The following is a 15088-nucleotide window of genomic DNA, read 5'->3' on the forward strand; positions in this document are numbered from 1 at the left end:
TTGAGGTTTTTTTACAACATATTCGTTCATTTGCTCATTTCCTCAATGAAGGTTGGTGCACTTTTCAACTATAAACTGAAAAAAGGTCTCGCCGGAAGGAGGCAGAGCTGTGAAATTGTGCAGTCGAAAATTCGGCCCACCGACAAAGTCATCTGGATGCATGCCGCAAGTTTAGGTGAGTATGAGCAGGGGCTTCCGGTTCTCGAAAAATTGAAGGAGAAGTTCCCGGATCATAAAATCCTGATCACTTTTTTTTCTCCCTCGGGTTATGACAATGTCATTAAAAAAAATAATATTGCAGATGCCGTGTGTTTTCTGCCTTTCGATACTGAAAAATGGGTGAAAGAATTTACGTCCCACTTCAAAACCGATATTTTTTTCACGGTAAAATACGATTTCTGGTATCACCTTCTGGAGGAACTGAAAAATCAGGAAACAAAGGTTTTTGTGATTTCTGCTCTTTTTTATGAAACACAGATTTTCTTTAAATTCTACGGTACCTGGTTTAAAGAACAGCTGAAAGAAAATGTAGACTGGTTTTTTCACCAGACCCGACATTCGACTGCGTTGGCCAAAGGAATTGGCCTTAAAAATTCATCAACAGCTGGAGATACGCGTTTCGACAGGGTGAAAAAACTTCGCGACCGCGACAATTCTGTAGCATTTATAGAAGGTTTTAAACAGAATAAAAAAACAGTAGTTTTTGGAAGTTCCTGGGAATCTGAAGAACGAATTGCGGAAATTGTTGCTTCCGCAAATCACCAGTTAAAACTCATCATTGCACCCCACGACTTGAAAAGGGTACCGCATTTACAGCAGATTTTCCCGAACGCACTTTTATATTCTCAGCTTAGTGAGAACCCTTCACTCCAAAATTCCAATGGACAAATTTTGATTATCGACTGTATAGGTTTGCTTTCAAAACTGTATTCTTACGGAGATCTGGCAGTTGTTGGCGGTGGTTTTCATACAAAAGGGCTTCATAATATTCTGGAAGCAGCAACTTTTGGAATTCCTGTAATTTTCGGAAACCATTATACCAAAAATCCTGAAGCGGATGAAATTCTTTCTTTAAACGGCGGAAAGGCTTTTGAAGACGAGTTTTTTGCAGCACCTTATATTCTGGGTTTAATGAATGATGACGGTTTGAGGAAGCAGATGGGAGCGAATGCTGCCGAATTCATCAATGTCCAGCCTGATGCAACTGAAGCGATTGAAAAGAAACTGAAAGAGTTACTGGATTTCTGATTTTGATTAAACAAAATGATTTTCAGGTCAAATTCTATGTCCTCTTGAGCTAATAATGTCAATAATAGAAGAAAAAGAAAATTATATCACGTAAATTTTAAAAAAAATTATATTTTTATGCCAGAAAAATTACATATGAAAAAATTAGCTTTAATATTTGCTGCAATCTTACTTTTGGTCATTACCGGATGTAATAATACCGAGGATCAACCTACTTATTCCATTGTCGGGAACTGGCAGCCTGTAAAAAGGGTTGAAACAAGGGTAACCAACAGCACTCCTGTTTCAGAAACTTATATTTATACCGACTGTCAGAAAGAATCAAGATGGGTTTTTAATGAAGACAGCAGTGGTAAGCAGACTACTCATGATGAGGTTGGAACCATTTGTGCCACCACAAGCGATAAGAACTTCACCTATGCATATGACAAAAATTCTACAAAACTTCAGATGAGCTTTCAGGGGGTGATTGAATATGGTAGAGTAATTTCTCTGGATAATGAAAATATGAATATTATCATTGAAAAAACGGTTGCAAATGTTTACTCTTCGGATACCTATACTTTCAAGAAAATAAATTAAGATCCGGCTTTCCGGAACTGGCATTGTTAATAAGACCTTGCCATTGGTAAGAATCCTCCTTTTCGAAGTGAGGATTTTTTCTTTTAAAAAACTTAAATTTGCATCTTACTCAAAAATAGACAATGTTTTACGACCATCAAACGATCGAAAAAAAGTGGCAGAAATTCTGGGAAGAAAATCAAACCTTTAAAACCGAAAATACCGCCGACAAACCTAAATTTTATGTTTTGGATATGTTTCCCTATCCTTCCGGAGCAGGTTTGCACGTGGGACATCCGTTGGGATATATCGCATCAGATATTTACGCACGGTATAAAAGACATCAGGGCTTTAATGTTTTGCATCCCGTGGGTTACGACAGCTTTGGACTTCCGGCGGAACAGTATGCGATACAGACCGGGACTCATCCCGCAATTACCACCGAACAGAATATTACAAGATACGAAGAGCAGCTGAGAAAAATCGGTTTTTCTTTTGACTGGAGCCGTGAACTGAGAACTTCCGATGCTTCCTATTATAAATGGACGCAGTGGATTTTTATTCAGCTTTTTCAGTCGTGGTACAGCAAACGTACAGATAAAGCGGAATCCATAAAAGCTTTGATTCACCATTTTGAAGAATTTGGTTCTGCGAATTTATCTGCGGTTCAGAATGATGAACTGAATTTCACTGCGGAGGAATGGAAAAATGCCTCTGAACTTGATCAACAGGATATTCTGTTGAATTACCGCCTGGCTTACCGTGCCGAAACCACTGTAAACTGGTGTCCTGGTTTAGGAACTGTGCTTGCGAACGATGAGGTGAAGGATGGGAAATCGGAGCGTGGCGGATTCCCTGTTTTTCAGAAAAAAATGATGCAGTGGAGCATGCGGATCACTGCGTATTCCGAAAGACTGCTGCAGGGTTTAAAAACTTTGGACTGGCCGCAGCCGCTGAAAGATTCCCAGGAATACTGGATCGGGAAATCGCAGGGTGCACAGGTCACCTTTGATGTTGATAATGCTGAAGAGAAAATTTCGGTTTTCACAACACGCCCTGATACGATTTACGGAGCAACTTTTATGGTGCTCGCACCCGAAAATCCTTTGGTTGAAAAACTGACTACTGAAGAGCAGAAGACAGAAGTAAATCAGTACATCGAGGAAACTTCCAAAAAAACCGAAAGAGACCGGATGACTGATGTTAAAAACGTCAGCGGTGCTTTTACGGGGAGCTATGCTTTGAATCCGTTTACCGATGAAAAAATGCCGGTCTATATTTCAGATTATGTCCTGATGGGTTACGGAACAGGTGCTGTAATGGCGGTTCCGGCTCATGACGAGCGCGACCACCGTTTTGCGAAAAAATTCGGACTGAATATCGTGAAAGTCGTACAAACCGAAGAAGATATTCAGGAAAAATCTTTCGATTCCAAAGACAGCGTCTGCGTGAATTCCGATTTCCTGAACGGATTGAAGTACAAAGAAGCCAAGATAAAAATCATTGACGAAATTACCAACCGTGGCATCGGCCACGGAACGACGAATTACAAACAGCGTGATGCGATTTTTTCGCGTCAGCGATATTGGGGAGAGCCCGTTCCGGTATATTATAAAGTCGGAATGCCTTACGCGCTGCCGGTTTCGGCACTTCCTCTGGAACTGCCTGAGGTGGATAAATATTTACCAACCGAAGACGGCGATCCGCCACTCGGAAATGCAAAGAATTTTGCGTGGGACGAAATGAAGGAGAAAGTCGTGGCAACAGAATTGATCGATCACATCAACATTTTCCCTTTGGAATTGTCAACAATGCCGGGTTGGGCCGGAAGTTCATGGTATTTTCTACGATACATGGATCCGACAAACGAAGAGGTGTTTACCGATAAAAATCTTTCGGATTATTGGGGACAGGTCGATTTATACATCGGCGGCAGCGAACATGCGACCGGACATTTGCTTTATTCCCGTTTCTGGAATATGTTTCTGAAGGACAGGGGCTACATCAGTCATGATGAACCGTTCAAAAAACTCATTAATCAGGGAATGATTCTGGGGGTGAGTGCGTTTGCTTACAGAATAGAGGGTAAAAATGAGTTTGTATCTAAGAATTTAACTGAAAAATATACAACTCAGAAAATCCATATCGATGTTTCTCTATTAAAAGGAACTTCTGATGAACTGGATGTAGAAAAATTCAAAAACTGGCGTTCAGAATTTGCAAATGCTGAATTTATTCTGGAAGACGGTAAATATATTTGCGAAAGGGAAGTGGAGAAAATGTCCAAATCCAAATACAACGTTGTAAATCCGGATGACATCTGCGAAGAATATGGCGCAGACTGTTTAAGGATGTATGAAATGTTCCTGGGACCTTTGGAACAGAGCAAACCGTGGAACACGCAGGGATTAAGCGGCGTGTACGGATTTCTCAAAAAACTGTACAACCTCTATTATAATGGAGAGGTTTTCGAGGTTTCGGAAGAAGAACCGACGAAAGAAGAATACAAAGTGCTGCATACACTGATTAAAAAAGTGGTATCGGATATTGACCATTTCTCGTTCAATACCTCAGTTTCCTCGTTTATGATTGCCGTAAACGAATTTCAGAAACTGAAAACCAACAAAAGAAAGATACTGGAACCCATTGCAATAGTGATTTCTCCGTACGCGCCGCACCTTGCGGAGGAACTTTGGCATCATTTAGGATACAATGATTCTGTCGAGTTTCAAAAATTCCCGGAATTTGAAGAAAAATATCTTGTAGAAGACGAAATCGAGTATCCCGTAAGTTTTAACGGTAAAATGAAGTTTAAGCTTGCTTTACCGGCAGATTTATCGGCTGCGCAGATTGAAGAAAAGGCGATGAACGATGCACGTGTTCAACAACAGTTGGGTGAGAATAAACCCAAAAAAGTCATTATAGTGCCGAAAAAAATTATTAATATTGTGTATTAATAAAAATTAAAAATAAGTTTAGGTGATGCTCTGTCACAAAAAAAGAGGTTCTTTTTTTGTGATTTTTCAACACTCTAATTGAAAGTGAAAATTATCATCAGAATATAAAAATTAATTTAATGATAATGCAATGTTAAAATCTCATAACATAGGAGGCATTATTGCCAACTTTAGGCCAAGCCCTTGCATTATTGAATATTTTGACTTTATTTTACACTCGAAAAATTAAAAAAATAACAATTATAATTTAGTTTAGTATGGAAATGAATGTTTCAAACAACGAGGAGCACGTAGTTGCTAAAAAACAAGGCGGGTTAAACCCAGCATTAATAATCCCTATTCTTATTGTAATAGGTATTGCAATTTATTTATTTGTTTTGGGGAATCCCGGAAATTTCAAAGCTGATCCACGGCTTGACGGTTTGTCATCTGTAGCGTTCTCAGGATTAGAGACCAAAGAACTTCACCCTGGTGATGGATTTATGGGCGTTATTTATATGGGAGGACCAATTGTACCTATCCTTATTTCTTTCATGATCATCGTAATTGTATTCTCAATTGAGCGTGCTTTGGTTTTAAGAAAAGCATCTGGTCAAGGAAATGTTGACAATTTTGTACTGAATGTACGAAGATTGCTTAACCAAAACAAAATTGATGAAGCTATCGAAGAATGCGACAGACAGGAAGGATCTGTAGGAAATGTGGTTAAAGAAGGTCTTACGACGTACAAAGCGCTTTCCCATGATACAACGCTGAACAAAGAGCAGAAAATGGTAGCATTGAACAAGTCAATTGAAGAAGCTACAACACTTGAAATGCCAATGTTAGAGAAAAATATGATGATTCTTTCAACACTGGGAACAGTTGCAACATTGGTTGCCCTATTGGGAACAGTAATCGGGATGATCAAGGCATTTAGCGCATTGGGTTCAGGTGGAGGAACACCGGATTCAGCAGCACTTTCAATCGGTATTTCTGAGGCACTTGTAAATACTGCTTTAGGTATTGGTACATCAGCGGTTGCGATTATCCTTTATAACTATTTTACTTCCAAGATTGACGGATTAACGTTTAAAATTGACGAAATCGCAATGTCAATCCAGCAGTCATTCGCAGAATTTCACTAAGAAATTTTGTAATGAATTGCAGGCAGTTTTTTAACTTCAATGTTCTAAGATTGTCTAAAAACGTGAAGTTTAATAAAAAAATAAAATATAATGGCGAGAGTCAAACCAAAAAGACATAATATAAGGGTAGATATGACGGCCATGACCGATGTATCATTTCTACTCCTTACGTTTTTTATCCTCACGGCTCAGTTTGCAAAACCTGATGTCGAGACGATAACCACGCCATCTTCTATATCTGAAAAGCTTCTTCCGGATGCCAGTTTAATGACAGTTTTAAGCACAACCGACGGAAGATTCTATTTTACACCTGTTGAAAACGGTACCGAAAGAATGGCACTGTTGGATAATATGGGAAAGAAGTATGGAATGAAATTTACCAACCAGGAAAAGGTTGCTTTCACAAAAGTGCAGTCAATCGGTGTACCGATGAGCCAGCTGAAAGGCTATCTTAATCTTTCGGATGCTGACCAAAAAGCTTTTAAAAGCAAAACCGGAATCCCGATGGACAGTACAGATGCGCAGCTCATCGATTGGGTTCAGCAGAGTTTGGCTGTAAACCCTGATTACAAATTGGCAATCAAGGGGGATACACAGACCAAGTACCCTAAAGTGAAAGCTTTATTCGAAGGATTACGAGATATCGATTTCTTGAAATTCTGGTTGATAACAAGTCAAGAAGGCGCAAATCAATAATTGAACAATGGCAGAAGTACAAGTAAAAGACAACAGCGGGAAAGGTGGAAAAGTACGCTCGAAAAAGCAGGTACCACACGTAGATTTGACCCCAATGGTGGATTTGGCGTTCCTTTTGATTACATTCTTCATGTTGGTAACCACCTTCAATAAACCGAATGTAATGGATCTCGGACTTCCGGCGAAACCTAAGAAGGATCAGCCGAAACCACCTGATACAGAAATAAAACTTTCAAATTCCATCTCTCTTTTGATTGGTAAAGATAACAGGCTTTTTTGGCATCAGCAGGACAATACGAGCCTCACCGATGCAACCCTGAACGAGACCAATTTCGACAGAGAAGGAATCAGGAAAGTAATTGAGCAGGCAAAAGCCAGAGCGGCTGATCAATCGTTATTCACGGTGATAATTAAGCCTACGGATGATGCAGTATATAAGAATTTTGTTGATATTCTTGATGAAATGACCATTACCAACAGTGAAAGGTACGGGGTAACGGACGTTAAGCCTTGGGAACAGGCCATTTACGAAAGAAAAGTCGGAGGCAGCACTGCACCGGCTCCAGCAAATTAATCTAACCATAAAAAAGACATAAAATGGCAGATGATACAAATTATGGTCAGAATCTAACCTTAGACGAGATTGTATTTGAAAATAGAAATAAGGAATATGGTGCTTATGATTTAAGAAGCCGTTATCCGAAAATATTAACCAGATCTTTCCTTCTTGGAACCTTGCTTTTTTTGATAATGGCTTTAACTCCATTTATCATTTTGAAAATCAAGCAGATGAATGCAAAGGACAAGCAGGAAGTTGATGCAAATTTGATTGAAATTATAGATCAGGATGTGATCATTGAACAGCCTGAAGAAGCACCGCCACCGCCACCTCCACCTCCAAAAGAGGAGCCAAAGCAGGAAGTGATTCAGAATGTTGTTCCTGAGCCGAAAAAAGCACCGAAAGTGGAAACACCGCCGCCGCCGATTTCAAAACAGCTTGAAACAACAACTGGTCTTCAGAATCAGGAAGGAGTGAAGACTCCGGCTTACACGCCGCCGCCGCCACCGCCATCTACAGGTACAAAAGCGACAACAGCGGAAGTGAAAGTAAGTACGACAGAGGTTTATGATAAGGTAGATCAGTCTTCTCAGTTTCCTGGTGGACTAAACGCTTTCAGACAGAAATTTCAGGATAATTTTGATACCTCAGCCATGGATGGAGGCGAAGGTAATATCAAAGGTGAAATTAATTTTGTCGTAGAGAGAGATGGAAGTATAACCGATATTAAAGTTAATGGTTCCAATTCAGATTTTAATTCCGAAGCCATCCGCGCGGTTAAATCTATTAGAAATAAATGGGTACCTGCAAAAGTCAACGGTCAGGCAGTTCGTTCACGTTACAGATTTCCTGTAACCATGAATTTCGAATAAGTTAATTTATCTTAAAATTGAAAAAGAGAAGCTTTACGCTTCTCTTTTTTTGTATTTTTGTTTTTATGATGTTCAATTGGTTATCATTAGTTACCGGATTTTTTTACATGGTCTTAGGCGTTGTGGTCATAGTCTACAAGTTCTTCATCATTACTTTGGAACCCAATATTGCCTACCCGTTAGGTGCTTTGCTTATTTTGTACGGCCTCTTCCGTATTTTCAGGGCGGTAGATAAGATTAAACAAGCAAGAAGAAAAGATGAAATTTAAAACTTTATATCTACTGATCTGTGCCCTTTTTTTACTGAGCTGCTCCAAAAAGAAAACCGTTGTTAATGATTATAACAAAGGTACACTTACCGTAGTTACCGATGGATCTTTCAAAAGTGTTGTCGAGGCACTTACCGATGGTTACATGATCAGTTATCCCGATACCAAAATCGGCGTTCAGGTACAGAAAGAAGATTTGGCATTTCTGGATTTGCTTAAAGGCAAATTGAAACTCATTGTAATGTCCAGAGAGCTTTCCGAGAAAGAAATTACCGCGTATAAAACACAGACGAAACTGAATTATGAACCGGCCAGATTTGCCGCAGATGCTGTTGTTTTTATTGTACCTAAAGATGATGAAAGAACATCTATTTCAATGGATGAAATAAAAGAAGGGCTGCAGTCTCAAAAAAAACAGTTCATTTTTGACGGCACTAACTCCAGCAACCTCAACTTTGTTGCTCAAAAACTCGGAAAACTGCCTTCAGATTTGCAGTATTCTATTCTCAACGGTAATGAAACCGTTATTGATCGGTTAAATGATTTTCCAGGGAAAATTGGGGTTGTAGGTCTGAATACTTTTAGCCGGCCTTACGGTAAAGATGCTTTGATACTGAAAGATAAATTTAAAATTCTTTCAGTTTATGAAAAAGGCAAACTTTACGAGCCGAGTACCGCTAATTTGGCGAATATGAAATATCCGTTTACAAGAATCCTGTATTTTTTAAGGAACGAACCCGGATTTGGAATCGCAAACGGATTCATGAGATTTTCATGTACCCAATTAGGACAAATGATAGTAAGCAAGGAGGGTTTACAGCCTTTTAATCTGTACGCAAGAGAAGTACAGATGCGTTAACAAGTCCTAAAATTTTTCTTTTGGAACGAAAGTTGTCTGCTAATTGTCAATAAAAAGTAATATATTAATTTAAATGATGTTTGAAATGAATTTAACAAAAAAAATTGTTTATACCGCAGCAGTAGGTTTTTTTACGAACTTCGCTTTCGCACAGACCGTGCAGGAGGGAATTGTAAATGTAGACAGTCATAAATTTGCGAAAGCACGTCAGATTTATAATGAAATGATCTCTAAAGCGCCTTCAGAAGGTGATAATTATTTCTATTTAGGCAATACCTACCTCACCCAGTTCGAACCTAATTTCGAGAAAGCAGCGGAAAATTTTAATAAAGGCCTTGCTGTCGATAAAAAAAGTGATCTGAATAAAATTGGTCTCGCCACTATAAAATTGGGGAAAGGCGACAAATCCGCCATCGCAGAAATTCAAAGTGTTGTTAAAGATACGAGAGAAAAGGACCCGGAAATTCTTTATCGTGCAGCAGAAGCCCTGACAATGTTCGAAAATAACAATGCACCCGACATTGCGATTGACTATCTTAACAAGGCGGTAGAAAGATCGGAAAGAGGCGGAGTGCCTGCACCTTACTACTATTCTTTAGGAGATGCCTACCGTTTGAAAAAACTTCCTGGCGACGCAATGTCTGCTTATGATAAAGCATCTGTGGTCGCTAAAAATAAAGCTTCCGTATTCACGAGAATGGGAACGCTGTGGATGGCCGCCAAACAGTGGAAACTGGCAAAAGAAAATATCGACAAAGCTATAGCTGTAGATCCAACGTATGCTCCTGCTTATAAAGCACTGGCAAATTATGATATCACTTATCAGGAGAATGCAAAAGCGACTCAGGATTTGATTAACTATACCAGATATGCAGATGATGATCCTTATACTTTATTGGAGATTTCAAAACTATACTTTACCAATGAAGATTATGCGAATTCAAAAGCCACGTTGGATAAAGTCTTTGATAAAGTTGATGATCCAATCAAATATAAATTAAGATCATATATCATGTATTCTGAAGGAAATTATGCAGCTGCAAAACAGGATTATGACGTTTTTCTTTCAAAAGCAGATAAAACCAGAATTCAGCCTGCAGATCAGGGACTTCAGGGGTTAATTATAGCCGCACTTGCCAAGGATGAAAAAGATCCTACTCAAAAATCTACTGCAATGCTCCAATCTCAAAAGCTTATTGCTATTGCAAAAGCTGCTAAAGATGAAACCCTGAAATGGGACGAAGAGCTGGCCAAAATCAACAGGGGTGGAGCGATTTCAACAGCAGCCGTCAATTCAGGTCCGACAAATGCACAGATCGAGGCTTTAAAAGTTAAAATTGCTGCGAATCCTAAAGATACCGATGCGCTGTATGCAATGGCAAATGAATACCAAAATCTTAAAAACTGGAACGGTGCCATTTTAACATGGCAAAAAATGTCGCAGTTGTTGCCGGATTGGGCGCCAGCATATTACAGTTTAGGCTATGCATATCAACAAGCCGGTAATAATGATATGGCAAAAATGTCTTATCAGAAGTTTATCGATACGGTAAAACCCGCTGATATGGAAACCAACAGACAGACATTAGCTTACGCGTATTTCGCGGTTGCTTATATGGTGAAAGATTCTGATCTTGCAAAAGCAAAAGATTACGCTGCGAAATCAGTTCAGATGGATCCTACCTATCAGGATGCCATCAACTTGAATACACAGTTGAATAAATAATTCTAAATACTCAATTTTGAAACTTCCTGATGAGAATCGGGAAGTTTTTTTATTAAATTTGACCCATGAAAGCAGAAATTTTAGCAATCGGAGCCCATCCGGACGATGTAGAGCTGGGCTGCGGCGGGACTTTGGCAAAAATGATTTCCGACGGAAAAAAGGTAGTGGTTGTTGATCTCACTCAAGGAGAACTGGGAACACGCGGTACCAATATTACAAGAGCACAAGAGGCGGCCAACGCTTCTGAAATCTTAGGGATTTCATCCCGCGAAAATTTAATGATGAAAGACGGTTTCCTTTTGAATACAGAGGAAAACCAAATGAAGATTGTTAAAATGATCCGTAAATACCGACCAGAACTGATTTTTGCCAATGCCACTGATGACCGCCACCCGGATCATGCAAAGGCAGCGAAACTGGTTTCCGATGCCTGTTTTCTATCCGGTTTGGTGAAAATTGAAACTAAAGTGGAAGGTCATCAGCAGGAAGCATGGCGCCCGAAGCATGTTTTCCACTATATTCAGTGGAAAAATATAGAACCGGACTTTGTTGTAGATATTTCCGGGTTTATGGAAAAGAAAATTGAGGCCTGTCTGGCATATAAAACGCAGTTTTACGATCCCAAATCTAACGAACCGATGACCCCTATCGCAACTAAGGATTTCCTGGAAAGCCTGACTTACAGGGCCCAGGATCTAGGTCGACTCTCCGGAGTAGAGTTCGCAGAAGGTTTTACTACAGAAAAGCTGCTGGCTTTCAAAAATTTCGATGGAATAATTTTGTAATTTATCGAAAAGCTTTATATTTGCAACCTCAAACGGTGATTGTAGCTCAGTTGGTTAGAGCGCCGGATTGTGGTTCCGGAGGTCGGGGGTTCGAGACCCCTCATTCACCCATAAAAAAACGCACTGATTTTTCAGTGCGTTTTTTGGTTTTTACTGCGTCGGGTTTAGATGAAAATAAAAACTGAAACCTCAAGCAAATAAAAAAGCATCCCAATTGGAATGCTTATGCTTTTTTAAACCTCTTCGTCTGAATCAATGGTGAACGAACGGCTTTTGAAATCTTTGTCATGTTTTTCGGAAATCACATCTTCGCCTTTCTGGCTGATGATAAAGTCGGTTGATTCTTTGAACATTTCTTCGAAACTTTTGAAATCTTCCTTGTACAGGTAAATCTTGTGTTTCTCGAAAGTAGCTTCACCATTTTCACCGAAATTCTTCTTACTTTCAGTAATCGTAAGATAATAATCACCAGCTTTGGTCTCCCGTACATCAAAGAAATAAGTTCTTCTTCCGGCTTTCAGCACCTTGGTAAAAATTTCGTTTTCGTGGCGTTCCTTGTAATCGCTCATTTGTAAATAGTTTTTTGAATCTTATAATAACAAATATAAAATATTTCCGCGAATGGCAAAATTTATTTTCAGTTTTTGTTAAGAAAAGTGGATTATCAATAACGATTTTACATTCTAAACGGCTTCAGCATTGTCTATTTCTGTGAGATTCAGGATTTTATCTGCTCTTTTTGCGCTTGATTCCCGATGGGTGATGATAATGGAAGTTCGGTTCTGCAGTTCTTTTTCAATATTCTGAAGGATATTTTCTTCAGTTTCAGTATCCAAAGCCGAAAGTGAATCATCGAAAATAAGAATGCTGGGCTCCTTAATCAGCGCTCTTGCAATGCATATCCTCTGCTTCTGGCCGCCGGAAAGCATTACGCCGCGTTCTCCCACCATTGTTTTATATTGGTCTTTAAAACCAATGATATTTTTGTGGACGTCGGCTTTTTTTGCATATTCTACAACTTTTTCATGAGTTGAACTGTCTATGGCAAAACCGATATTGCTTTCAATGGTATCAGAAAAAAGGTAACTTTCCTGCGGAATGTAACCGATATGTTTTCTATAATTTTCGAGGTTCAGATCTTTCAGGTTTTTTCCGTCTACAAGTATTTCGCCTTCCGTTGGATCAATTAACCTGCAGAGCAATAAAGCAATCGTTGATTTTCCGCTTCCGGTTTTGCCCATGATGGCGAGTGATTTTCCGGCCTCGATCTTGAAACTCAGATTGTCCAGTGCTTTGATCCCGGTATTTGGATACACATAGGAAACATTTCTGAATTCAATATCACCTTTTATCGGATGAATTTCATTAACGGTATTGATGATATCGGTCTTCATATCCAGAAATTCATTGATTCTCGACATCGAAGCTTCCGCACGCTGGTTGATGGAAGTCACCCATCCAACCATGGAAAACGGCCAGATCAGGATGTTGATGTACATAAAGAAATCAGCGATTTTTCCGACCGAAAGTTCATTGTTCATGTATTTTTGGCCACCAATCAAAAGAATTACAACATTCAGCAGCCCGATGACAAAAAGAATAATGGTGAAAAAGTAGGCTTCGGTTTTGGCCAGATCCAAAGCTTTGTCCTGATAGTCTTTTACTTTAATTCCGTAATTCTTCTCAATATATTTTTCCTTGGCAAAGAATTTCACGACACGGATGCCAGAAAAACTGTCCTGAACAAAAGTGGAGATCGCTGACTGGCTTTTCTGCATAATTTTCGATTTCCGGTTGATGACCGAACTCACTTTGTAAATCACGAAAGATAAAATTGGCAGCGGAATAAGGGTGTAAAGCGTCATCGATACATCCGTTTTCAGCATGTAGAAACTGGTGATGAGGAGCAAAATCAGTAAGTTTACGACATACATGACACCGGGACCCAGATACATTCTCACCGCCACAACGTCTTCACTTAACCGGTTCATAAGATCACCAATCGTGGTTTTCTTGTAATCGGTTAATGAAAGTTCCTGGTAGTGGGTGTAAATTTTGTTTTTCAGTTCGTATTCAATCCTTCGGGAGGCTACAATAATGGTTTGCCGCATCATAAAAGTGAAAAATCCGGTGAGGAGCGAACAGGCAACTATAATGGCTACAAAAATCAGGACCTGTTTGTTAAAGCCGTTATGGAGGTTTTTTGAGATTTCATCAACCGATTTCCCCACAAACTGAACTTTGTAGATATTGAAAAAATTACTCGCTATGATGAAGAGGAACCCCCAAAACAAAAGTTTTTTGTGCTTTAAGAAATAAGGATTTAAGGTTTTAAGTGCATTCATAAATCAGGGCAAAAATAAGCAAAATTACATTGACTGTTATTTGATATCCTCATTTTCTCTCATGGCTAAAGGATATTTCGCTTTAAATTTTGAAGTATGAAGAACGATTCCTCGAAGCACCTGCTGCCTACTTCCGACTATTTTACTATCTTTGCACGCATAAAAGCTCTTTGAAAAATGTTAGGAAGAAGACAAATCCGTGAAAAAGTTGTAGAAAGCCTGTATTCTTATTATCAGAATCCCCTGAAGTTTGATATTCTGGAAAAAAATATGTTTTCGGAGATCGATAAAATATACCATCTGTATATTTATCAGCTCAATTTTCTGGTGGCCCTGAAGCATCTTGCTGAAAAGCAGATCGAAATCGGGAAGAATAAGTATATCAAGACCGACGCCAACACCAATCCTAACCAGAAGTTCATTAACAATCAGGTATTGCTGATGCTGGAAGAAAATACGGAAAGACTTTCTTTCACTTCCAAACACATTAATCTGAAATGGGATCTTTACGACGACTTGCTTGTAAAAACATTCCAGAGAATGACTGCCGGAAAAAGGTATCAGGATTTCATGAAGGAAGAAGGGTATTCGTTTGATGCTGACCAAAAGTTCATTGGAAAACTGTTTTTAAGATATATCGCTGAAAACGAGGATTTTCACGAACATCTCGAAGCCATGGAAATGAGTTGGGCCGATGATTTTCATATCTCCAATTCCATGATTCAGAAAACGATCGGTTTCTTTAAGGAAAATGAACCGAGTCATACGCTGATCAAGATGATTAAAGATGAAGAAGACCGGGATTTTGCCAGAAAACTGCTGAAAACTGCCCTCAACCATTGGGAAGAAGGCGAAAAGAAACTGGAAGGGCTTTTGGAAAACTGGGATCTAGACCGCGTTTCTTTAATGGATAAAATAATTCTGGTAGCTGCTTTTTCAGAACTGGATTATTTCCCGCTTACTCCTTCGAGAGTTATTATTAATGAATATATCGAGATTGCAAAAGTTTTTTCAACGGACCGTTCCAATATTTTCATTAATGGAATTTTAGATAAGTACACCAAAGATTTAAACAGATAATTAA

The 15088-nt window shown here is 39.1% G+C and carries 13 protein-coding genes and 1 tRNA gene; 12 read left to right on the forward strand and 2 right to left on the reverse strand.

Features of this window, described 5'->3' with window-relative positions; translation table 11 throughout:
* The 11 genes from FUA25_RS04715 (at nt 1) to FUA25_RS04770 (ending at nt 11769) form a co-directional block, all read left to right on the forward strand.
* Nucleotides 1–1248: a 3-deoxy-D-manno-octulosonic acid transferase gene (locus FUA25_RS04715; RefSeq protein WP_147755774.1), complete on the forward strand. Its 1248-nt coding sequence runs from the start codon at nt 1–3 to the stop codon at nt 1246–1248.
* 135 nt (nt 1249–1383) lie between these two features.
* Nucleotides 1384–1830, forward strand: a complete 447-nt coding sequence (locus FUA25_RS04720) for a lipocalin family protein (protein WP_185146656.1) — start codon at nt 1384–1386, stop codon at nt 1828–1830.
* 122 nt (nt 1831–1952) lie between these two features.
* Nucleotides 1953–4766, forward strand: coding sequence for a leucine--tRNA ligase (leuS, locus tag FUA25_RS04725; RefSeq protein WP_147755776.1), 2814 nt, complete (start codon nt 1953–1955; stop codon nt 4764–4766).
* Between the two features lie 257 nt (nt 4767–5023).
* A complete protein-coding gene (locus tag FUA25_RS04730) occupies nt 5024–5893 on the forward strand; it encodes a MotA/TolQ/ExbB proton channel family protein (protein ID WP_147755777.1) in 870 nt (289 codons plus the stop codon).
* A 90-nt stretch (nt 5894–5983) separates the two neighbouring features.
* Nucleotides 5984–6589 (forward strand): ExbD/TolR family protein, encoded by a 606-nt coding sequence (locus FUA25_RS04735; protein ID WP_147755778.1) that lies wholly within the window; start codon nt 5984–5986, stop codon nt 6587–6589.
* Between the two features lie 7 nt (nt 6590–6596).
* Nucleotides 6597–7163, forward strand: a complete 567-nt coding sequence (locus FUA25_RS04740; protein ID WP_147755779.1) for an ExbD/TolR family protein — start codon at nt 6597–6599, stop codon at nt 7161–7163.
* A gap of 23 nt (nt 7164–7186) precedes the next feature.
* Nucleotides 7187–8020 (forward strand): energy transducer TonB, encoded by an 834-nt coding sequence (locus tag FUA25_RS04745; protein WP_147755780.1) that lies wholly within the window; start codon nt 7187–7189, stop codon nt 8018–8020.
* Between the two features lie 258 nt (nt 8021–8278).
* A complete protein-coding gene (locus FUA25_RS04755; protein WP_147755781.1) occupies nt 8279–9148 on the forward strand; it encodes a PstS family phosphate ABC transporter substrate-binding protein in 870 nt (289 codons plus the stop codon).
* Nucleotides 9149–9224: 76 nt separating this feature from the next.
* Entirely contained in the window at nt 9225–10874 is a 1650-nt protein-coding gene (locus tag FUA25_RS04760; RefSeq protein ID WP_147756322.1) for a tetratricopeptide repeat protein, read from the forward strand.
* A 65-nt stretch (nt 10875–10939) separates the two neighbouring features.
* Nucleotides 10940–11659, forward strand: coding sequence for a bacillithiol biosynthesis deacetylase BshB1 (gene bshB1 / locus FUA25_RS04765; protein WP_147755782.1), 720 nt, complete (start codon nt 10940–10942; stop codon nt 11657–11659).
* Nucleotides 11660–11693: 34 nt separating this feature from the next.
* A tRNA-His gene (locus FUA25_RS04770) sits at nt 11694–11769 on the forward strand.
* Nucleotides 11770–11892: 123 nt separating this feature from the next.
* Here FUA25_RS04770 and FUA25_RS04775 read toward each other — a convergent pair.
* Both FUA25_RS04775 and FUA25_RS04780 read right to left on the reverse strand, forming a co-directional pair.
* A complete protein-coding gene (locus tag FUA25_RS04775) occupies nt 11893–12228 on the reverse strand; it encodes a DUF3276 family protein (protein WP_147755783.1) in 336 nt (111 codons plus the stop codon).
* 114 nt (nt 12229–12342) lie between these two features.
* Complete coding sequence (locus tag FUA25_RS04780; protein ID WP_147755784.1) at nt 12343–14004, reverse strand: ABC transporter ATP-binding protein; 1662 nt, start codon at nt 14002–14004, stop codon at nt 12343–12345.
* A 177-nt stretch (nt 14005–14181) separates the two neighbouring features.
* On the opposite strand from FUA25_RS04780, the gene nusB reads away from it, so the two are divergent.
* Nucleotides 14182–15084, forward strand: coding sequence for a transcription antitermination factor NusB (gene nusB, locus FUA25_RS04785; protein ID WP_147755785.1), 903 nt, complete (start codon nt 14182–14184; stop codon nt 15082–15084).
* Nucleotides 15085–15088: the final 4 nt, after the last annotated feature.

This window comes from Chryseobacterium sp. (genome assembly GCF_008014695.1).
Classification (GTDB): domain Bacteria; phylum Bacteroidota; class Bacteroidia; order Flavobacteriales; family Weeksellaceae; genus Kaistella.